This window comes from Nostoc sp. C117 (genome assembly GCF_043099735.1).
In the GTDB taxonomy this organism is placed as follows: domain Bacteria; phylum Cyanobacteriota; class Cyanobacteriia; order Cyanobacteriales; family Nostocaceae; genus Nostoc.
In genome coordinates, this window is the sequence record NZ_CP170991.1 from 6,971,095 (window position 1) to 6,993,699 (window position 22,605).

The 22,605-nt window shown below is 39.6% G+C and carries 17 protein-coding genes and 2 pseudogenes; 7 read left to right on the forward strand and 12 right to left on the reverse strand.

Translation table 11 applies throughout. The features are described from left to right. Positions 1–36 precede the first annotated feature (36 nt). On the reverse strand, positions 37–1,638 hold the full coding sequence (locus tag ACFG4S_RS29860) for a peptide ligase PGM1-related protein (protein WP_392532510.1): 1,602 nt from the start codon (positions 1,636–1,638) through the stop codon (positions 37–39). 740 nt (positions 1,639–2,378) lie between these two features. Between ACFG4S_RS29860 and ACFG4S_RS29865 the strand changes: the two genes are divergently transcribed. Both ACFG4S_RS29865 and ACFG4S_RS29870 read left to right on the forward strand, forming a co-directional pair. After that, complete coding sequence (locus ACFG4S_RS29865; RefSeq protein WP_392532511.1) at positions 2,379–3,251, forward strand: SDR family oxidoreductase; 873 nt, start codon at positions 2,379–2,381, stop codon at positions 3,249–3,251. A gap of 153 nt (positions 3,252–3,404) precedes the next feature. Beyond that, complete coding sequence (locus tag ACFG4S_RS29870; RefSeq protein WP_392532512.1) at positions 3,405–3,662, forward strand: hypothetical protein; 258 nt, start codon at positions 3,405–3,407, stop codon at positions 3,660–3,662. 129 nt (positions 3,663–3,791) lie between these two features. Here the strand turns inward: ACFG4S_RS29870 and ACFG4S_RS29875 are convergent, their stop codons facing one another. Next, positions 3,792–3,959 carry a magnesium transporter gene (locus ACFG4S_RS29875; RefSeq protein ID WP_392536110.1) on the reverse strand — a complete coding sequence of 56 codons (168 nt, stop codon included), beginning with the start codon at positions 3,957–3,959 and terminating at the stop codon, positions 3,792–3,794. 479 nt (positions 3,960–4,438) lie between these two features. Beyond that, positions 4,439–4,747: pseudogene (locus ACFG4S_RS29880) on the reverse strand (CBS domain-containing protein); the annotation flags it as partial. Between the two features lie 949 nt (positions 4,748–5,696). Between ACFG4S_RS29880 and ACFG4S_RS29885 the strand changes: the two are divergent. Then, positions 5,697–9,221, forward strand: a complete 3,525-nt coding sequence (locus ACFG4S_RS29885; protein ID WP_392532513.1) for a PA14 domain-containing protein — start codon at positions 5,697–5,699, stop codon at positions 9,219–9,221. Between the two features lie 213 nt (positions 9,222–9,434). On the opposite strand, the gene ACFG4S_RS29890 is transcribed toward ACFG4S_RS29885, so the two are convergent. The 4 genes and pseudogenes from ACFG4S_RS29890 to ACFG4S_RS29905 all read right to left on the reverse strand — a co-directional run bounded on the left by ACFG4S_RS29890 (position 9,435) and on the right by ACFG4S_RS29905 (position 13,341). Continuing rightward, positions 9,435–10,985: a mercuric reductase gene (locus tag ACFG4S_RS29890; RefSeq protein WP_392532514.1), complete on the reverse strand. Its 1,551-nt coding sequence runs from the start codon at positions 10,983–10,985 to the stop codon at positions 9,435–9,437. A 249-nt stretch (positions 10,986–11,234) separates the two neighbouring features. Continuing rightward, a complete protein-coding gene (locus tag ACFG4S_RS29895; RefSeq protein WP_392532515.1) occupies positions 11,235–11,954 on the reverse strand; it encodes a TVP38/TMEM64 family protein in 720 nt (239 codons plus the stop codon). Positions 11,955–11,985: 31 nt separating this feature from the next. Next, positions 11,986–12,114, reverse strand: a pseudogene (locus ACFG4S_RS29900) (TVP38/TMEM64 family protein); the annotation flags it as partial. Positions 12,115–12,264: 150 nt separating this feature from the next. Then, positions 12,265–13,341 carry a PIN/TRAM domain-containing protein gene (locus tag ACFG4S_RS29905; protein WP_392532516.1) on the reverse strand — a complete coding sequence of 359 codons (1,077 nt, stop codon included), beginning with the start codon at positions 13,339–13,341 and terminating at the stop codon, positions 12,265–12,267. A gap of 251 nt (positions 13,342–13,592) precedes the next feature. Between ACFG4S_RS29905 and hemW the strand changes: the two genes are divergently transcribed. Both hemW and ACFG4S_RS29915 read left to right on the forward strand, forming a co-directional pair. Beyond that, complete coding sequence (gene hemW / locus ACFG4S_RS29910) at positions 13,593–14,762, forward strand: radical SAM family heme chaperone HemW (protein ID WP_392532517.1); 1,170 nt, start codon at positions 13,593–13,595, stop codon at positions 14,760–14,762. 10 nt (positions 14,763–14,772) lie between these two features. Next, a complete protein-coding gene (locus tag ACFG4S_RS29915; protein WP_392532518.1) occupies positions 14,773–15,660 on the forward strand; it encodes a sugar phosphate nucleotidyltransferase in 888 nt (295 codons plus the stop codon). Here the strand turns inward: ACFG4S_RS29915 and ACFG4S_RS29920 are convergent. From ACFG4S_RS29920 to ACFG4S_RS29935, 4 genes are all read right to left on the reverse strand, one after another. Continuing rightward, positions 15,647–16,039: a hypothetical protein gene (locus ACFG4S_RS29920; protein ID WP_392532519.1), complete on the reverse strand. Its 393-nt coding sequence runs from the start codon at positions 16,037–16,039 to the stop codon at positions 15,647–15,649. The two genes, ACFG4S_RS29915 and ACFG4S_RS29920, sit on opposite strands and share 14 nt — an antisense overlap. A gap of 39 nt (positions 16,040–16,078) precedes the next feature. After that, on the reverse strand, positions 16,079–17,107 hold the full coding sequence (locus ACFG4S_RS29925; protein ID WP_392532520.1) for an LD-carboxypeptidase: 1,029 nt from the start codon (positions 17,105–17,107) through the stop codon (positions 16,079–16,081). A 186-nt stretch (positions 17,108–17,293) separates the two neighbouring features. After that, entirely contained in the window at positions 17,294–17,680 is a 387-nt protein-coding gene (locus ACFG4S_RS29930; protein ID WP_392532521.1) for a KGK domain-containing protein, read from the reverse strand. 184 nt (positions 17,681–17,864) lie between these two features. After that, complete coding sequence (locus tag ACFG4S_RS29935) at positions 17,865–20,345, reverse strand: dynamin family protein (protein WP_392532522.1); 2,481 nt, start codon at positions 20,343–20,345, stop codon at positions 17,865–17,867. Positions 20,346–20,602: 257 nt separating this feature from the next. Here ACFG4S_RS29935 and ACFG4S_RS29940 point away from each other — a divergent pair, with 257 nt between their 5' ends. Both ACFG4S_RS29940 and ACFG4S_RS29945 read left to right on the forward strand, forming a co-directional pair. Next, a complete protein-coding gene (locus ACFG4S_RS29940; RefSeq protein ID WP_392536111.1) occupies positions 20,603–20,857 on the forward strand; it encodes a PCC domain-containing protein in 255 nt (84 codons plus the stop codon). Between the two features lie 310 nt (positions 20,858–21,167). Next, positions 21,168–21,572: a response regulator gene (locus tag ACFG4S_RS29945; RefSeq protein ID WP_392532523.1), complete on the forward strand. Its 405-nt coding sequence runs from the start codon at positions 21,168–21,170 to the stop codon at positions 21,570–21,572. Positions 21,573–21,584: 12 nt separating this feature from the next. Here the strand turns inward: ACFG4S_RS29945 and ACFG4S_RS29950 are convergent, their stop codons facing one another. Continuing rightward, entirely contained in the window at positions 21,585–22,568 is a 984-nt protein-coding gene (locus ACFG4S_RS29950; protein WP_392532524.1) for a polysaccharide deacetylase family protein, read from the reverse strand. Positions 22,569–22,605 lie beyond the last annotated feature (37 nt).

Here is a 22,605-nt window from a genome sequence, read left to right on the forward strand (position 1 = left end):
CAATCCAAAATTTAAAATCCAAAATCCAAAATGGTATTAGCTATATTCATCCCAAGCCACGGGAAAGGAATAATCTGAAAACGCCGAGAAACCTTGATTTTCACTGCGCGTTTCTTCATCCAAAACTTTGACGACTTTGTTATAAATATCTTGTGCTTGTTGCGGAGAATCACCGATGCTGGTTAATCCCAACTTGCCAAACTGCGAAAGACAACCCATAAGATGAAATACTGTGCCTGTTTCAGTACCACTGTCAAAGTGCAGTCTGTGTTCAGCGATGATATCCATCAAATCATTAGGTAATAATCCCCGATAGCGGTCTTTTTGCAGGTTGTCAGTGGCAATGTAGTATTTTGGACGACCTTGCTGGCTGTAAAATAAGCCTGTGGAAAGGTCATAGCGTCCATTTGTTAACAATTTCAAGGTCATGAATGGATGAGTTGTGCCGCCTTTACGCAGGTTAATTTCGATCGCCTGAATATCCCACTCTCCATTACCCCTGTCAACGGTGATAAAATCGACGCCAAATCGCTCTAAAGCCCCTTTTTCGGCTAGCTTTCTGCCAACTTGTAGCCCCACTTGCTGTAATTGCAATCGATAACTTTGATCAGCAGGAAAGCGACAACCAAGATAAATTTGACCGTCTGGGCCTCCGAGAATTTGGTCGTGAGTTGAGAGGATTTCGACTTCGCCTGTGGGTGTGATTCTTCCTTGAACGCTGGGCGATCGCTTTATTTCTCCTTCCACAAATGCTTCGACAATTGCCCCTAATTCCGTGATTCTTCCCGAAAAATTCTCCCAAGTTTCCAGTTTTGCTTGAAAGCGCATTGTTGAAAAGCGATCGCTAATTGCCGCTACCCTTTCGGTATGAGTACTTTTGTCAGGTGATACATTCTCAATCGGTCTTAAATCCACCAGCGCATTCCCTTCTCCAGAAATGCCTTCGTTGAGTTTCACGACTATCTTTTGTAATGTCGGCTGGCGTTCCCACAAATTACTAGCAGCTTCTGCTAAATCCCGATGATTCCAAACTTTTTCGCTACCATCTGGATGAGGTACTCCACTTTCGCTAAAAATTTGCCGACTACCACTTTTTGTCCCCCAAATCTGTAAATCTGGTGCGGCAGCATATAGCGGTACACCCAATTTTAAAGATAATTCGCCTTCAAAATCCGATGAATTATAGCATATCATGAATGCTTTATCAAGTCTCAAACTTTGATGAATTCGCTCTAGCAAACGGGGACGTTCTAAAATCTTTTGGCTCAGAGGCTTAAGGGAGGAATCGTAAGTAGAAAGTAGCAGCAACCGATTACGAGCATGAGAAAAGGGAATTCCTGGCAAAAGTTGCAAATAATAATCAATGATACTGGGATGTAGTGGTACTGAAGTAATATAAATCAGCCTAGTACGCGGATTCCGCAACCGAATCAAGGAAAATAGTAATCTTTCTTCATAATGTTCGCAGCCTTCGATTTTTTGGAGTTCCCGCTGGTCAAGACTTAGGGAGGGAACAATTAAAATATCTGCTTCACTATTATCAAATAGTTCGATGGTTTTCCAGCGATCGCGCAGGGTTAATTGCAGATGACGAAACTTTTCAAACTGCTCTAACTCAGAAATATCCAGTGTTCCCATAATTTTTACCCTGTCACGCTCCAAAAACTGCTCTACTGTTCTGCTACATCCCAAGTAACTTCCTTAACAACTCACTCAATTGAAGGAAATTAAATAATATTAATTTTCTTGATAAAAAGTTGAGTAGCTTGAGAAATTGGTTTAAGCAAAGCAGAAAAATTTGACAAAAAGTGCTAGAAGATTCTCTAATAATACCAGCTTAAACTCATATTAACGAAAATAGTATCATCATGCATATTTTTGTATTTTATGAATGGCAAGGTAAAAATTTATATTTTAAGTTATCGAATTTTCACCGTTTATAGAGCAACTTTTCAAAATAAGAATAGATAGTTATCAGCAACTTGATAGCTAGGATGGGTTAAATTTATTGTATGTCTTAAGGTTGAGTGAACTTCTAATTGTTTTACGTCTCAGGAACGATAATCTATAGAAATATAGTCGTTAAATTGAAGACAGATAAATAAGTCAAAATCTCTGGTTATATGAGATTTATTTATATTTTTTAGTGGTCGGCTTAATTACTGTATATTAAATAATTTAATCTACATAAAATGTGATAAAGAAGTAGATTTGGCAATTATTCTGTGTCTAAAATCCTAAATTTGTAGCGAAAATCAACCTTGGATTGAATTTCCAATCTGGGGTTTACTTTTGAAATCAGGGAATAAAAATTAATAATTACTAAGATAATCCCCCGCTTACCAGCAAACTAATATTCAATTACCAAGATAAAACCGATGCCTAAATCAAAAGAGAAAAAAGAACAGAAATTACAACCCCCACAGCAACAAGAAGTTCCAGGTGTTGAATCAGAAATGACACCTAAACCGAAAGCAGATGATGCCCAGTATCGGGGTAGTGGCAAGTTACAAGATAAAGTAGCATTGATTACGGGTGCTGATAGTGGTATTGGTCGTGCTGTAGCGATCGCCTTTGCCAAAGAAGGTGCAGATGTGGCGATTCTTTACCTTAACGAACACGACGATGCTAAAGAAACAAAACATTTGGTAGAAAAACAAGGTCGTCGTGCAGTCACCATAGCAGGCGACATTGGCGATGAAACCTTTTGTCAGCAGGCTATACAACAAACAGTTGGTGAGTTTGGCAAACTTGATATTCTCATCAACAACGCTGCTGAACAACATCCGAAAGAAAGTATTGAGGAAATCAGCAAAGAACAACTAGAACGAACTTTCCGCACTAATATATTCTCGATGTTTTTCATGACTAAAGCTGCACTCAAGCACTTACATCCAGGTAGTTCTATCATTAATACCACATCGGTGACAGCTTATAAAGGTAATGCACAACTACTAGATTATTCCTCAACAAAAGGTGCGATTGTTGCGTTTACTCGTTCCTTATCACAAAATTTGGTATCAAAGGGAATTCGTGTTAATGCTGTCGCACCCGGTCCCATTTGGACACCTTTAATTCCTTCAACTTTTCCCGAAGAGAAAGTTGAAACATTTGGAAAACAAGTACCAATGCAACGAGCCGGACAACCAGAAGAAGTTGCACCTAGCTATGTATTTTTAGCCTCGGATGACGCTTCTTATGTCTCTGGTCAAGTGTTACATATCAATGGTGGAGATGTTGTCAATGGCTAAGTTAGTCATTAGTTATTAGTCATTAGTTATTAGTCATTAGTAGTTTTAGACAAAGGACTAATGACTAATTTTCCTCCATTTGGAAGATGAATTAATATTTAAACATTGCTAATCTATCTAGCAGCAAACACTTAATGAATCATAACTACGTCTATGGCTTCTCCTACACCACTGCATGGCACAGAACTAGTAGATTGTGCTAGAGCAAATGCTAAACAAGGAATCGAAACTGCTGCTTATCAATGTGGCTATGGTGAAGATCTGAACAAATTTGCGCGAGAACTTAGACAAGCTTGCGAACAAATGAATTTACAAGTGAAGGAACTTAGTGAACTGATTACTGACCAAGACTTGATACTAGAATTGGGTACGGGCGAAATCATTGCTCCAGATACAGCATCAGAATTGTAAAAGTTGGTCGTTGTCATTTACTAATGCCCAATACTTCTCTACGAGAGGCTACGCCAACGGCTTCTCTACGAAACCCTGCGCGTAGCTTACCCGTAGGGGTACCTTAGTACAAGTCCCCCATACCCCTTTTCATAACTTTAAAATTACTCGCGCCAAATTGAAGTAAATTAAAACACCGATTACATCAACTGCTGTGATAATAAATGCTACAGATATCAACGCCGGATCTAAACGGAGGTAGCGAAATAGGAACGGCAGTGCTGAACCAGAGAGAGAAGCTAAAATAGAAATAGCGATTGATACTGGTGTTTAGAGCGATCGCTACTTCGTAATCATCCTTGCAAAAAGTCAGCTCAGACAGTAGCGATCGTACCTAACATTTCTCGCAATCAAGCTCCGACGATCGCCTCCCTTGCAATTACCTACATGGGATACATACTGTCAGTGTCACCACTTTTGTTAAGATATATTCCTCTTTGGGGCTAAATAATCGTTCCTATGATATTGAAGCCTTATACCAATTTAACGTGAAGTTGCACATATCTTAATCCCCCTAAATCCCCCTTAAAAAGCGGGACTTGAATAGATGTTTTTCTGGTTCCCCCCTTAAGAAGGGGGGCTAGGGGGGATCGAATTATATGCAGCTTCATAAAAAATTGGTATTACAAATTTAATTTGTTGTAGATTTACCTGATGACTGATGACTGAAAACCCGTCAACAGTTAATAGTCAACGACCATCAAGAGTGTTTATATACTTTAGACGCGCATCAGCTTATTAGCGATTGGTAAGACTAATAACCACACAACTCGCTTACGAGCAACTTCTAATAAATTTGTTTAAAAATAGTTTTCAACCCCGAACTCCACACCACCACCCAAGGCGTAGATATCCTGGGTGGTTTCTTATTGTAAAATATCAATCACATAGTCTACAGTAACAATACTTACTAAAAGCTGTTCTTGATCTACTACAGGCACAGCCAGGAAATGATATCTTTGGATTAATCTGGCAACTTCTTCTTGGTCTTCATGAGTGTAGATAAACACCACATCACGCGTCATCATCTCGCCAATCATTTGCTCAAGCTTTTGTAAAACCCTTCAATTTAGTAACTTTAGGTTAGTAATCTATACTCTGCTAATTCTTGTAACGAAAATCTCAATTAAGAGTCACGATAAAGTAAAGGATACATAATACTTTTTTAAATCTTTAAATAGAAAAACTTTCTTTATAGAATATTTATATAATTAGTATTCATGCGGAGAAAAAACATGGGATCATTCTCTACATTAGTAATTTTTAATTAAAAATCATAAAAACTTTGATATTCCTTTAAAAATCTGTATATCAATGTGAATATTTAAACAAAGTTGCACAAAAGAGATAGACATAACACGGTCATCTAGTGTCCAATGTGTAATTGGTTAATCTAAAAAATACACCTAAATACAAGAAACATGAATCATTACATTGATTGCTTACGTATATAATTACTATCATTAAGGGTTGCTTCGCCTTAACTTGATCTGCTTGTATATTCAGTTAGATTATTCGCTTTGAAAAATGGTGGGCTGCAATTTTTAAATAGAATTGACCCAACTAAACTTAGACACACATGTATGTTTTAAATCTGTAGAATTACAGCAGGTTTAAGAATGACTTATGCATCTTTAAATTAATCTCGATTGTTTCTGATATACATATTTTCCTATATATCTGATCTGCTTTGAGTGGAGATATAGGAAGGTATGTAAGTTCATGCAGTTTTATTTGAATTGTTGATACAAAAAGGCAGTACAGGAGCAAACATAGAAGGGCAAAGTAACATATGATGGGAGAAAATTTGTATCAGCAATTAAGTAAAATAATATATACATTCATTAATATATTAATAAGCAGTTAATGATTAGCTTATCAATATATTTACATTAGGGTCATCACACATTTTTCTTCAACAAATTCAGCATAGAACTAATCGTCAAGCATTAATGATGCTATTAGTTTTAAATTTTTTGTGAGGCATATATCTCAATGAATGATTTACAGAATTCAACTACTAATCAACTCTCAACAACATCATCTACAAGTTTGCTAGCTGCTAGTCCATCATCTTCTTTAGCAGCTGCGGATCAGGCACAACCCAAAATATTATCTGGGGCTAATAGCCCCGTGCTTTCTCAGGGAAATGGACTCAAGGCGGAATATTTTGATAACATCGACTTGACCAACCTAAAAGTAACTCGTACAGATGCAAAAGTGGACTTTTTCTGGGGTAGTGGTTCTCCAGATCCGCTGATTGATTCAGATACATTTTCAGCGCGGTGGACAGGTCAAGTACAAGCTAAGTATAGTGAGAATTATAACTTCTATACCAGTAGTGATGATGGTGTGCGATTGTGGGTTAACAATCAACTGCTCATCGATCGCTTTGTCAATCAATCAACTACAGAATACAGTGGCTCCATCGCACTGGTTGCAGGTCAGAAGTACGATATCAAACTAGAGTACTTTGAAAATACTTATACTGCGGTTTCCCGACTTTCTTGGTCAAGCGCCTCTCAGACCAAGGAGATTATTCCTCAATCACAACTTTATAGTCAGGTTAATCCACCTGTTAATCCACCTGTTGGTAATGGAAATGGACTCAAGGCGGAATATTTTGATAACATCGACTTGACCAACCTAAAAGTAACTCGCACAGATGCAAAAGTGGACTTTTTCTGGGGTAGTGGTTCTCCAGATCCGCTGATTGATTCAGATACATTTTCAGCGCGGTGGACAGGTCAAGTACAAGCTAAGTATAGTGAGAATTATAACTTCTATACCAGTAGTGATGATGGTGTGCGATTGTGGGTTAACAATCAACTGCTCATCGATCGCTTTGTCAATCAATCAACTACAGAATACAGTGGCTCCATCGCACTGGTTGCAGGTCAGAAGTACGATATCAAACTAGAGTACTTTGAAAATACTTATACTGCGGTTTCCCGACTTTCTTGGTCAAGCGCCTCTCAGACCAAGGAAATTATTCCTCAATCACAACTTTATAGTCAGGTTAATCCATCTGTTGGTAATGGGAACGGACTCAAGGCGGAATATTTTGATAACATCGACTTGACCAACCTGAAAGTAACTCGCACAGATGCAAAAGTGGACTTTTTCTGGGGTAGTGGTTCTCCAGATCCGCTGATTGATTCAGATACATTTTCAGCGCGGTGGACAGGTCAAGTACAAGCTAAGTATAGTGAGAATTATAACTTCTATACCAGTAGTGATGATGGTGTGCGATTGTGGGTTAACAATCAACTGCTCATCGATCGCTTTGTCAATCAATCAACTACAGAATACAGTGGCTCCATCGCACTGGTTGCAGGTCAGAAGTACGATATCAAACTAGAGTACTTTGAAAATACTTATACCGCGGTTTCCCGACTTTCTTGGTCAAGCGCCTCTCAGACCAAGGAGATTATTCCTCAATCACAACTTTATTCACCAGCTCTTGCAACCACTATCACCTTGAACCCATCTCCCACCAGTGTGAACGAAGGTGATGGTACTGTGACAGTTACTGTATTAAGGACTGGCGATCTAAGCGGCACATCTTCAATCAAGTATGCGACCTTAGCTGGTACTGCAACAACAGGGGCTGACTACGGGAATGGTGCTGAGGAAATTGGCGGGACGCTCACCTTTAAACCAGGAGAAAGTAGCAAACAGGTAGCAATTCGTATCGTTGACGATTTATTAGTGGAACCAGATGAAACTTTTAGTTTCGCTATCGATCAACCAGACGGTGCAACATTAGGAATCCAAAGAACTCTCGGAATCACCATTAAAGATAATGATAGTAGTGGTTTAAGTTTCACTCAGCCAGTAGTTAATGAGAATGATGGTACTGCGACAGTGACAGTTACACGGAGTAATGCTTCGGGGGCTGCTAGTGTCAACTATACAACTGTGGATGGGACTGCTAAAGCTGGATCTGACTATCAAGCTATATCTGGAGTCTTAAACTTTGCAGTAGGACAAACTAGTAAGACCATTTCTATTGCTATTAAGGATGATACCGTTACTGAAGCGGATGAAACGTTTACTTTGAAGTTTAGTAATGCAGTTGGGGTGTTGCTGCCTATCACTCAGACGAGTGTGACTATTATTGATAATGACACAGGTAAATTTCAGAAAAAGACTGAAGTTTCTGGGTTAGATACACCTACAGAGTTTGATTGGTCAGCCGACAATAAGCTCATGTTCATTGCCCAGAAAGATGGGGTAGTGAAGGTGTTGAACACCGCTACAGGCGTTTTAGAATCAAACCCATTTGTTGATATTTCTTCAGAGGTAAATGATGTATCCGATCGCGGTTTGTTAGGTATGGCGGTACATCCAGATTTTGGTAAGAGTCCGACCGGTAACAACTACGTTTACCTGTTGTTTACCTACGATCCACCAGAAACTAATCCAAGCAATCCCAAGAATATTCCTGGTAAGTCGTTAGACAATCCCGACCAACAAGGTAACCGTGCTGCACGGCTAGTTAGGTACACAGCTGACCCCAAAACCGGCTACAAAACTGCGATCGCTGGCAGTGAAGTTGTACTATTAGGCAAAAATAGCATTTGGGAAAACATCAGTCACCCAGAAATGGACAGTACATCAGTCAATCCTGACAATACATTGAATGTTGGACCATCAGGTATTAGAAACAAAACCACTGGAAAGTTATTTGCCACTACCCAAGATTATTTAGACGCTGTAAAAACCGACAACATCTCAAACATCCAGGATTTTCTAGCGACTGATAGTGGAACTCATTCCGTTGGTAGCGTGCGCTTTGGTAACGATGGTACTCTGTTTGTGAGCTTTGGTGATGCTACTTCCTACAACCGCACAGACCCCCGAGCAATTCGTTCCCAGGATATCAATAATCTGTCTGGTAAAGTCCTGCACATTGACGCTATTACTGGTCAAGGTTTAGCAAGTAATCCTTTTTACAACCTCACTGGTGACCCCAATAGCAATAGTTCCAAAGTCTATAATTTCGGTCTGCGTAACCCCTTCCGCTTCACCGTAGATCAACGAACTAATATTCCGTTTATCGGCGATACGGGCTGGTACACTTGGGAAGAAGTCAATACTGGTGGACCGGGCAAAAACTTTGGCTGGCCATACTATGAAGGTGGTAAAGATTCAGCAGGAAATCTTGTCAGCTTAAAACAACCACTTTATGCTCTGCAAGATGCAGCGAAGAAGTTTTATGCTAGTGGCGCAGCTGTTACAGCACCGATTTACGCCTACGATCATTCAAGCGGTTCCACTTCCGTTGGTGTAGGAACTTTCTACACGGGTGGTAGTTTTAACAATTCTTTGTTTATCTTCAATCCGAGTAAGGGAACTATCGATGCTTTAACGTTAGACAGTCAGAACAAAGTTACTGCAACTACGCGGTTTGCTTCGGATTTATCTGTACCTGTAGATGTTAGAGCAGGAGATGATGGCAAGTTGTATTACGTAGACTTGGGATTAGGTGAGATTGATAGCTGGAAACCTGTTTAGGACTGGGGATTAGGGACACTGCTCTGCGAGAGGCTGCGCCAACGACAAGCTCAGTGCATCGCTGGGGACTGGAGAGATGAGGGAGACAAGGGAGACAAGGGAGACAAGGGAGACAAGGGAGATAAGGAAATAAATAAAACTCCTAACTCAGCACGGGCTAAACGCCCTGCTACCGCTAATAGCACTCCTAACGCCCAATGCCCCATGCCCAGTTCAAGATAACTTTGTCACAAATCCCAGCAGTTTTTTCGTAGTTGATGTCAAGAGTGTGCGGCGATAAGCGTCAGCGGCTTTTTTAATAGCTTCGGCTTGAGTGGGATAAGGATGAATTACACTGCTTAACTTACTTAAGCCGATTTTATTGACAATTGCCGTAGTCACTTCTGATATCATTTCACCCGCGTGACTGGCGACGATGGTTGCACCGATAATTTCATCAGAACCTTTTTTATGATGAATTTTCAGAAATCCTAATTCTTCACCATCGGCGATCGCTCGGTCTACACTATTAAAAGGAATGGCGATAGTTGTTACCTCAATACCTAACTTCTGCGCTTCGTGTTCGTACATTCCGACATGGGCAATTTCCGGGTCGGTATAAGTTACCCAAGGCATTACTAGGCTACTGAGTTTGGCACGTCCGATGCCAAAGGGAGAAAATAGAGTATTCTTGATTACAATCCGCGCTGCTGCATCAGCAGCATGGGTAAACTTCCAGTTCATGCAGATATCACCAGCTGCGTAGATTTTGGGATTGGTTGTTTGCAGGTAATCATTTACTTTTACGCCTTGGTGCTTGTCATATTCTACACCCACGACTTCTAAATTTAGATTTTCGACATTTGGCGATCGCCCTGTACCAACTAAAATTTCATCTACTGTCACAGAATCTCGATGGCCATTGGAAGAAAAGTAAAGCCGTTTACCTTCGGTGACTGTTACTACTTCTTCTAATTTGGAATTCAACACCACGCGAATTCCTTCACTCATCAAAACCTTTTGGAGAATTTTAGCGGCTTCAGCATCTTCTTTATTTAGGATATGAGAACCACTATGGAAAAGTACCACTTCAGAACCCAAGCGCCGGAAAGCCTGTGCTAATTCGCAACCAATGGGACCCCCACCAATTACCGCCAAACGTTCTGGTCGTTGAATCAGGGAAAAAACTGTCTCATTGGTAAGATAACCTGCTTTTTCAATTCCAGGAATCGGGGGTTGTGCGGCTCTGGCTCCAGTTGCAATTACAGCCTTTTTAAACCGGAGAGTTTTATCGCCAACTTCCACGGTATTTTTACTTGCAAATCGACCGCTACCTAAGAACACATCAACACCCAAACTTTTAAATCGTTCTGCTGAGTCAACATGGCTGATATCAGCTCTGATGCGGCGCATCCTGGCCATAACTGTAGGAAAATCAACATCAATATTATGTTGGGGCATATTAACTCCCAAGTTTTTGGCATTCCAGATTTCGCCAACTACCCGAGCCGAGCGAATCACAGTTTTAGATGGGACGCAACCAACATTCAAGCAATCTCCACCCATGAGATGCTTTTCAATTAACGCTACTTTTAAACCCAAATCCAGACCTGCTGCACCCGCCGCCACGACTAATCCCGCCGTCCCAGCACCAATTACTACCAAATCATAAATATCGGCGGGTTGAGGATTGACCCAATTTGTAGGATGAACATAAGACACTAACTTTTGGTTATACTCATCCATTGGGCGAACCGTGACTCTCTCTAATTCTGAATTTATCATTGGCGAAACCTCTTTTAAGAATTGAAAATACTAAAGTCAACTGGCTTTTAAGGCAATTTAAAATTCAAAATCCAAAATCCCGATAAATTTATATGCTTGTTTAACAAGAAATACAACCTTTAAATTGTTTTGTCCGTTTGTGAATTGACAGATAGTATAGAAGTTTTCCTGTATAAACGTTTCGGCAAACAATAATTTACAGCAATTTGCAGTTAAATAGACTACAGCGGGTAGCATCATTCTGCTATGTTATAATTCTTCTTCCAAAGCTTTACGAGCAATTCGGGTGATATAAATTGTAACGGCGACTGTGGCAATAAAACCGATAATTCGGATTGCCCATTGTATGGTGGGGTTAGTGGGTTGAGTTTCAGTACCAATCATGGCTAGATTACCCGCAAGGGAACCAAGGTAAACATACATAATGGTTCCCGGAATCATACCCAAGGAGCCGATAAAGTAATCTTTGAGGGAAACTCCTGTGATCCCAAGGCTATAGTTCAATAAATTGAAGGGAAATATTGGCGAAAGTCGCGTTAACAGGACAATTTTTAATCCTTCTCTACCAACCGCTTGGTCAATTGCGGCAAATTTTTTGTTATCTGCAATTTTATGAGCAATCCAGTCTCTTGCTAAATAACGTCCAACCAAAAAAGCCGCTGTAGCGCCAAGGGTTGCACCAATAAAGACGTACAAAGAACCCCAAACTACCCCAAAAATAACGCCAGAACCTAAAGTAAGGATGGAACCTGGGAAGAATGCGACGGTAGCGATAATATAAAGTGCAATAAAAGCGATCGCTCCTACTGTACCAAGGCTATCAATCCACTGCAACGCATCCCGTAAAATTGCTTGGGGATTAAAAGAATTTGTCTTAATAGATTCTTGTGCTAAAGCAAACTCTGTATTTAACAAAAAACCAAAGCCAATTACTACCAATATTAATCCAATTAATCTAAAACTCCTCATTTTCTCTGCGCCTCTGCGTGAAAAATATCATAATCATGACAAGATTCCCAGCTAAAGAAGCAATATAAACGTACATTACAGTATCGGGGATAATGCCAAAAGAACCGAATATATAATCTTTGAGAGAAAATTGTGTAACTCCAAAAACGTAATTTAATAATACTGGTATGCCATTAAAACAGATAGCAAGAGTAACAGGGTTAGTGAGTCTGGTGAGTCTAATTAACAAATAATCGGTGCAGTCAAACTGCACCGATTGCTGCGCCGACGCTGTACATTAAATAGAACTCGAATTGGAAATCCCATTGTTTCACGCCAATGCGGAAGCTTGGGGTTTAGCAAAAATCATCCGTCCTGCTGTAGTTTGTAAAGCACTGGTGACTACCACCCGCACTTCAGCACCCACATAACTGCTGCCTTCTTCAACGACTACCATTGTGCCGTCATCTAGATAGCCAATACCTTGACTGGGTTCTTTACCTTCCTTGAGAATTTTCAAATCAAGATTGTCGCCAGGTAAATAACTGGGACGAACGGCGTTCACCAAATCATTCACATTCAAAACAGGTACTTTCTGAACGCTGGCGACTTTAGATAAGTTGTAGTCGTTGGTTAGCAGTGTCCCGCTAATTTCTTGGGCAAACCGGACTAATTTCGCATCTACTGTGGGAATATCTTCGTAATCAACTGGGTTAATGAGGATGCGATCGTGGTAAGTTTCCTTGATGCGGTTGAGAATTTCTAGTCCTCGCCTTCCTCGCACCCGTTTTTGGTCTTTGCTAGCATCGGCTACTTGTTGGAGCTCCTGCAAGACAAACTGCGGTACGAGAATTTGCCCTTCCAAAAACCCTGTTTCTAGTAGTGCTTCAATGCGACCATCGATAATGCAGCTAGTGTCTAAAACTTTGGTGTTGGCGGGTTTTAGCGTCCCTTCCACAACCATCGATTCTACTGTGTTGGGATTAATGAACCGTAATAAGCCTCTTCCGTGGGTGTCTGCCAAATTCATGCCAGTGACGGAAAGTATTATACTGCCGACAACTGCCACCAGTGGCTTAATAAAGCCAAAATCAGCCGGGATGGGTAACAAAAATAACGGTGCTAGCATCAGGTTTGCTAGCAATAGCCCAATCACTAAGCCGATCGCCCGCGTTAAGATTACTTCTAGAGGCATTTCTTTGACTTGTGCCTCCAAGCGACGATATGTCGTCTGGAAACTCAGGCCGATGGCACCACCAATAATGGCAGCAAAGACGGCAAAAACTAAGCGTAAAGCTTCTATATTTGTCACCTGATCTAAGGTGCCATTGGGTAGCAGTTCTAAGCTATAGAACCCTATTCCCGACGCTGCCAGAATAAATGAGAAAATAATAATGGCGTCAAGCATGGTTGTCTTGTTTTCCTGCAACTGTGTTAACCGATAAAATTAAGTATTTTTTATTTCATCGGTAAGTATAAACTAATCAATATTGACTTACACTAAGGGTTTAGGTAAATAATATCTGCAATTATTATAACTAAAGGCTTTTATCTTCATATTTTTCATTGTTTCGTTGTAAAATGATAAAAACTTGTAAATAAACTACTCATTTTCATTATTTCTAATTTGCAGTTGGGTTAATTTAATTCTTTCTCAAAATGGCTCTAAATTTTGATGTTTCTGGGATTGTAAGCTCTGCTTATGTACATATTCCCTTTTGTAGAAGGCGATGCTTTTATTGTGATTTTCCTGTGTCTGTTGTAGGCGATCGCTTGCGCGGCGAAACATCTGGTACTATCTCCCAATATGTTGAGGTGCTATGTCAAGAAATTGCCATGACACCAACGCTTGGTCAACCCCTAAAGACAATTTTCTTCGGTGGTGGTACTCCTTCGCTGCTCTCGATAGAGCAGTTACAACGTATACTAGCAGAGCTAGAGAAGCGTTTTGGGATTGCGCCTGGGGCAGAAATTTCTCTGGAAATGGACCCAGGTACCTTTGATTTAGAACATATAGCAGGTTATGGCAGTGTCGGCGTGAACCGCGTCAGTCTCGGCGTACAAGCCTTTGATGAAGAATTATTGCAAGTTGCGGGGCGATCGCACTCGGTTGAAGATATTTTTGCAGCGGTGGAATTAATCCATCAAGTCGAGATTCCCGAATTTAGTTTAGACCTGATTTCGGGGTTACCGCATCAGTCTTTGGATCGATGGCAAGATTCTTTAGAAAAAGCCGTGGCAATTTTACCCACTCACATCTCTATCTACGATCTTACCATCGAACCAGGTACGGCTTTTGGTCGTTACTACAAACCTGGTGACAGTCCAATGCCTACGGATGAAGCCACAGTCAAAATGTACCAGATGGGGCAGCAAGTTTTGACTAGTGCAGGTTATGAGCATTATGAAATTTCCAATTATGCTCAGCCTGGCCATCAATGTCAGCATAATCGAGTTTATTGGCAAAACCGCCCCTATTATGGTTTTGGCATGGGTGCAGCGAGTTATCTAGAGGGGAAACGCTTCACTCGTCCCCGTAAGACTAAGGAGTATTACCAGTGGGTGCAAGCTGGCGGTGTAATTGATTGTGATGTGACTCCCCCAAACGAAGTATTGTTAGAAACGTTAATGTTGGGATTGCGTTTGGCTGAGGGTGTAAGTTTGGCGACGCTTGGGGAAGAGAAAGTAGAGAAGATTTGTAGGTATTTGCGATCGCACTTTGATAAAGGTTGGGTGGAAGTTGCAGAAGGAAGGTTGCGTTTGAGCGATCCCCAAGGGTTTTTGTTTTCTAATGTGGTGTTGGCAGAGTTGTTTAGTAAGTTGGGGTGACGAACTCTTGATGCAGAAAAATCAAGTTAAAAAAGCTGTGATTCCAGTAGCCGGTTTCGGTACTCGTTTGTTTCCAGCGACGAAAGTTGTGAAAAAAGAGCTTTTCCCAATCATCGATGGAGATGGTAGGGCAAAACCTGTGATTTTAGCAATTATTGAAGAAGCAATCAGTGGTGGAATTACAGAAGTCGGAATAGTAGTACAGCCAGACGATCGAGAAATATTTGAAAATCTTTTCAAAAATCCAACCAAAAGAGAATTATTAGAAAAACTTTCCCCACAAAATCAAGAATATAGTCAATATATTGAAAATTTAGGTAGCAGAATTACCATCTTATTGCAAGAGGAGCAATTAGGCTATGGTCATGCGGTATTTTGTGCGAAGGATTGGGTACAAAATGAGCCATTTCTATTAATGCTGGGCGACCATATTTATACATCTAAGATTGAAAAATCTTGTGCTAGTCAACTTTTAGATGTTTACGAAAAAGTCAATCAAAGTGTTGTTAGCTTAACTACAATACCAGCAGAAATTATCCATCAATCTGGGTGTGTCACAGGCGTTTGGCAAGATTTGAACTCAATTTTAGAAGTTACACAACTCTATGAAAAACCAACCATTGAGTATGCACAACAAAATCTGCGTGTAGAAGGAATGGCAGAAAATGAGTTTTTATGTATATTTGGCTTGTATTTACTGACACCGAAAATTTTTGACTTTCTTGCAGAACACATCAATCAAAACTTTCGAGAACGAGGTGAATTTCAGTTAACATCCTGTCTTGATAGATTGTGTCAGGAAGAAGGAATGACAGGATATGTTGTTAAAGGTAAGCGTTTTGATACAGGATTGCCAGATGCTTATCGCCAGACAATGATTGATTTTAGAAATTTATAATACTTCTATTTGCAAAAGGGATTGGGATTATGGACACTCCTCTGCGAGAGGCTGCGCCAAGGATTACATCTTCATCTGGCACAGCAATATCAATAGATTCTTCTGATTTTACATAAAAAGGAGCCAGATAAAAATCCCCAATAAAAAGTAAGGGGTCTAGAATTGCCATTCTGACAACATTTTCTAGTAAAGGTGGGTAATTAAGAAGATTGATATAACCTGTTTTTACCTTGTCTAAAAGTTGTCTATCTAAATTATTAATTTCTGGCAAATCTTCTTGCCATTCGCCAAAGAATGAGTCATCTAAAACTAACTCAATCCCCAACCTATCGATTAAGTAGCGTAAGTCGATATTCTTTGCTTGAATTGTTGGCGTCATAGGTTGTGAGTAGTAGAGCATATAATCAAGCGATCGCTCCTATTTTTCCACACTAACAGCCGCTTCTAACATTTGTATTGTCCCCATATTGGCATCTATTTCTACTTCTACACCAATTGGCAAAGTAAATTTATCCTTAATATGACCAATCATTGAACCGTACCAAGCAGGAATACCTAAAGGAAGTATATGGTCTTGCAATACTTGGATTAAGGTAAATGATGGTTCATCGCCAAGACTACAATTAGTGCATTGCCCAAAGATAAAACCAGCAATTTGGTGAAGTATTCCAGCAGTTTTTAACTGCGTCAACATTCTATCGACACGGTAAACATCTTCGCCAATTTCTTCCACAAATAAAATACTTTTGTTCCAAGAAGGTAGGTAAGGTGAACCTACCATTGCTGTTAATACTGATAAGTTTCCACCTATCAGTTTCCCTCTGGCTTTTCCTGGTGCTATTATCCCAACTCGGACTTCCCCACCGTTGGAATTTTGCATAGTCACTGCTTCGCCATTAAATAGGATACGCTTGAAGTAATCTACTGTAAACTCATTCCAGGTAGACGTAGCTACTGGCCCGTGAAAAGTAATCAGCCGACTACGCGCATTAATTGCCAACAATAAAGTAGTAATATCACTGTAACCGATGAGAATTTTGGGATGGGAGCGGATCAGCGAGTAGTTCAGTAAAGGTAAAATGCGATTACAGCCCCAACCGCCGCGCATGGGGATTATTGCTTTGATGGAGCGATCGCTAAACATTGAGTTTACATCATCAGCGCGATCGGCATCTCTACCTGCCAAATAGCCGTAACGGTCTAAAATATGCTTTCCTTGTTTGACTTTTAACCCCAATTGTAAAAATGATTTTTTGGCGGCTTCGATATCTTTGGCGTCAACGATACCCGCAGGGGCGATTAATCCGACGGTATCACCCATTTGCAGCCGTAGCGGCTTCAGAATGGTGTTTGAGGATGGCTTACCTTGGGCGGTAAGTGCAGGTATTTGGGTGGCTAAGGTAGCGAGTCCAAAGGTTGTGAGAAATTCCCGACGCTTGATAGGCATAATTATTGAGTTAGGGATTGGAGACTAGGGACTATTTTCCTAATACCCAGTTTTGTACAGACGTAGTTATAGCAAGCGTAAATCATTCATCAACAAAAAGATTCCCGACTTTTTAAATAAGTCAGGAATCTAGACCTTTCGAGTTTCAAAAATTAAATAGCATTGCTATATGTCAGTTTTTGTTGACTAATTTTCCTCTTGAATCATACGGCGAAGATCGTCAAGAGGGGATTCTGTTTTGGTGATTTGTGAATTGTTACTATTAGTTATTTTCATATCTTCCTCTTCAGCATAAAATTCAACACTTATTTTCAATTTCACTTTTCCCTTTTTCCAGCTTTCAGAACCAAGTGTTAAAATTTCACAATTTATACCCTTCTGAAACCAATTCACATTAGGAGGCTGTTTTATACTTACTCCTTGCGTACTTAATTCTTCATTTAATGTATCTTCTAACGTGGAGTTAAATGAGGTATTAATTGCTTGTTTAAATTTAGCAACTTTATATGTGTTATCTCCAAAGTCCAAAACATCACCATTATTACACTCGATTGCCTTGAATCCATCTTCCATATCAACCTCTATTTTTGAAAATTTTCGACTTTACGTAAAACTGTAGTTAGTGAACACTAAAGTCACTAACTACAAACTACAAAAATCATCTGTGTTTATGTGATACAGGATTTTGCAAGTAGCTGAGGTAGAAAATGCAGAAATTAAAATCAGATACTTGATGCAAAAAAAATCTGTATGAAGACTAAACCTCTGATATACCATCCACTAAACCATCTGAAATCACAAACCCATTAGTGGCAAATCTCACATCAGTATCTAATACATCAGGGGTAATGTACATAAATTCTACATCACCAATTACAGGCAAAAAATGGTCATATAATTGCATCGCTTGTAAACAATTATTGATACTAGAAGCTGCTGAATTATATGCTTCAATGTTTTCTTCAAGAACATTCACTAATCGGCGATTAGTCGCAATTTTTGCTTCCGCTTCTTGTTCGAGTGTTTTCTCTAAATACGCTCGCGCCTGTGGATATTGTTGCAAAATTTCATCTGCTTGTCTATCTGCCATCGCTAACAACTGAGTTTTGAGGATTTGGTTGATAGTTTGACGGAAAGATTGACGAATCGTTTGAGAAACTTTTGGCTCAAAATCTAGTTTCAATAACTGCCTAATTGCTGGTTCTGCTTCCACAATGCTTTCAGCATCATAACCTTGGGAAGTTTGTAATAAAGTCTGGCGAAATTGATATATGGAAAAAGTACCTTCGTCGTAAAATCTGGGACTTTCTCGCACAAAGCGATCGCACTCTACGCTAGCTGCACTCACTAGTGCTTGAGTCGCTAGTTTTTCCAAATTTCTAATCTCTTGTTCAATACCACCATCATTATCTAATAAACGATACAATTGACGATAATATTCTGATTTGCGAATTTGTTCGAGCAACCGCTGGAAAAAGTTTGCAACTAGTTGCTGAGAGGATTGAACTAAAATATCTTCTAATTGATTTGCTAAGTAATAAAATGCCTCTACTAAAATAGCAATTAAAGGCGCCGTAGAATTTCGAGGATGGCTGATTGTGGCGCGTCGATAAGCATAAGCTACCGAAAAAGTATCTAGTAACTCATCTAGACGACGAATCATTCGTGATTGCAATTGCTTAAAATCAGCTTCAAAGGCGTCGCAGGAGTTATTAATTATTAAATTAACTTCTTCTGTGATATGCTGACTAAACTCTCTACCAATTTGCTGGAGTTGCTGATTCAGGCGTTGTAATTCTTGCGCCTTCATACTTTGAATTTCTTGTGGCTGGCTATCTAAATTACGTTGTAAACTCTGATAATGTTTTTTCAGCTTTATACAAATATCTTGCAAGTCATCAGCAAGATTTTTAAATAATTGCGGACGTTTTTCTTCAGTCAGATAGCGAGTAATAGCTGTGCGAAATTCCTCAATTCCACTATCTTCAATTAGCTGTTCTATCAATTCATTTCCGCAATCTCCCAGAATTCGGACATAATTTTGATTTGGTGTTTCAAAGCTGTTGACAGAAATGCGGAATTTGCTAGCTGACAATTTACCTGAGTTAGCACAGTAACGATTAAACTCATTAATAAATTGTGGCGTTTCTTCTTTACCATCTAAACCTTTAATACTTTCAGCAAAAAAAGAATCTAAACCAAATCGATTCTGTCCACTTGTCTGTTTAATCTGACTGCCGTAAAATCCTAATAATCCACTCGTCTTATAAACTTTGCTGGTATTGCGAAACTGCCCATTAATTAAATCATCTAATCGTTGCCGTAGCTGAGTATTATACCAAGTCTCATCGATCCGATTGAAGATATAGAAAATGCGATCGCGTACTCCGCCATTGTCTCGCATTAGTTCCAAAAGTTCTGTTTCTTCTTTTGTCATATCCCCCGCCGAAGCAGGTTTTAGCACGCATACTACCGCTGAAGTATCGGGATGTTGAATTTTGGCATAAGTGAGCTGTGCATCCTTCTCCACTGGCGCATCGATACCCGGCGTATCAATAATCACATTACCACCTTGTAACAGGGGATGGTTGCAGTAATATTCTATCCGCTTCAATACTGCACTATTGCTACCACGACGAGCATATCCAGCAGCTTCCTTGAGATTAGAAAAGTGAAATTGCTCCATTGAATATGTAGCATTATTAACCGTGTTGATGCGATCGCGGTTTGCTATATATCCCTCCAACAATAACATTAACGCCTTCGCCTGTTTTCCCCGTTCTGATTTACTCTCACCACCCTCGTGCTGAATAATATTTTCACAATCTTGACGTAGCAAGTTCATGACATCAGCTTGGTTAATATTAGCTACTGTCTTAAATCCTAGTTGCTGACATAAATAAATGGCTTGTTCCCTAATTTCCGCTTCACTTAAAAACGTCAAAACAACACGTTCTTTATCTATTTCTGCATACTCAATTTTGCATTCTGTACCTGTAGCGTGTCCCTCTGCACTATAAAGTAATTCTCTCTCTAAAAGTGCATTAATTAGCATTGATTTTCCAGCACTAAATGCACCTGCAAATACAATCTCAAACTTGGGAGAAATTGCCTTATTTAAAGAAGTTTGAACAGATGTAATATCTTGAGAACGTAGCGTTGGTTCTTGCTGTAAAAGTTGTAATATAGATTCAACTTGCTCTTTCAAATTTTTGCACTGAACCAGTAAATCTGACATATTCAGCATCCTGATAATATTTATGTATATATTAGTAACATTAGTTAGGTTGATGGCTCAGTAAAATTCCTGAGAATTTTGTTGTTTAGTTACTAAACATTACTTAAACAACTAATTAAAAATTATTGACTAATGAAAGTTTTTGCGATCGGATTAAAACCCTGCGACAATTTAAAACAAAGCTTAAAGAGTTTTGTCAAACAAGAAGATAAGCAGGATTTATATTAAGTGCCATTGGTAGCTTAGAAGAAGCAAAAATTCGCTTTGCTAATCAAGCGATGAGTACAGTATTAACTGAAAAATTTGAAATCATCGCTCTCAATGGTACAATATCAACTATGGGTGTACATTTGCATATTGCTGTTTCCGATCGAGAAGGCAAAACTATCGGTGGACATCTCGATTATGAATGCATTATCTACACAACTGCTGAAATAGTCATTGGTGTAAGTAAGGAGTTTACCTTTAATAGAACTTTTGATCGACAAACAGGTTATACCAATTTTTTATGAAGCTGCATATAATTCGATCCCCCCTAGCCCCCCTTAATAAGAGGGGGGAACCAGAAAAACATCTATTAAAGTCCCCCTTTTTAAGGGGGATTTAGGGGGATCAAGATATGTGCAACTTCACGTTAAATTGGTATTACGAAGAACTATAAATTATCCGTGATTGAATAATTACTAATTTGTAATATTCGCCTCCCGCGAAAAGCAAGCTACTTAATTTGTAATTAATACTACAACCCCCTCAATTCATTGATGGAGATAAAGAATATAATTCCAATTTCTGCGCCGCCGACTTCAGTCGTTGTCATTTGTTATGCAACCTTCTCTGGCTCTTACTGGCTTAAATATTCTCGTAGTTGAGGATGATGATGATATACGCTTTTTTATTACTACAGTATTGGAAGCAGATGGAGCCACCATTGTAGCAGTTCCATCAGCAGCCCCAGCACTGGAAGTATTACCCCAATTGCAACCTGATGTCTTAATTTCTGATATAGGTATGCCTGGAGAAGATGGCTACACCTTAATCAGGAAAATACGTGCGCTCAAACCAGAGATGGGTGGACAAGTCTTAGCTATTGCCTTAACTGCTTATGGCGATAGTGAGAATCGTATTCGCGCTTTGGAAGCTGGCTTTCAGACTCATGTATCTAAACCAATCTCTCCAGAAGAACTAGTGGAAATTGTCGCTAATTTGTTTGCTTCTTGTCATTGGTAATAGATTATATTTTTATCTCTTTTGAGGTATTAAAATAGGTAGTTTACGAACACCAGCTACTAATTTGGCGTGTTGTCCCACAGTCAAAACATTGAACTGATTACATATAATTTCTAAACTTTTATTCACCACTGCTAGCTTTTTATAAGTGGGGACGCTCATTCCAGGAAAAAATGATAATTCCGGGACATCTTCTTGACTTAAAAAGTCTGTGGGATGCAATAGCAAAGAAGGCTGGGTACGTGTAAGTTTACACAGCCACAGGGCAATTCGTAAGTAAAGTAACGCCAGTTCGCTAGAAAATGTACTTATATACATGATGTAACTGAAGTGAATTGGCACCTTGAAAATTGGCATGGTGGTAACAGGAATCTCAGTCAGTTTATCCTTACCCATATGCCACTGGTAAGGTTTTAGAGGCTGTAAACCGTCTTTGAAACTGCCAAACAAAGCTTCGCGTTTTTTACGTTCTTCCTTACTTAGCTTACATGTCATTAAATAATAAGCTCGTGCCATCGGCCCCAAAAATGTGGGGAAAGTCGAAGCATCATACTCGTATCCTCGTCGTGCTAAGACTTTCAATACCGCAGGTGATAAACTGTATCCAGGTCCCCGGAAGCCTACAGGATGTTGATAGGTAACGCGCTTGATCTGTTCTTCGGCCATAGCCACCTCTTCTTCAATCTGATTTTCGGAATACAGATGTAGCCAAGGGTCGTGGTAGAATGAATGATTACCAATTTCGTGACCAGCGTTGGCGATCGCCTGTATAGCCTGATGATTCTTTTCTAAGGCTGCATCCTGACCGACAACGAATACTGTAATTGTCAAATTCCATTGCTGGAGAATCTCTAGGAAACGGGGTACTGCGATATCCAGGTAAGAGGGGAAAGTCTCCCAACCAGGAGCGCCTTGATTTTTCAGATAAGACCAAATATTATCTAAATCTAAAGAAAGACTGGCTGTTGGTTTTTTTACTTGTCCTTTGGTTTTCATTATTACTTCAAGTATTTGACAATTTCAAAATAAAAAG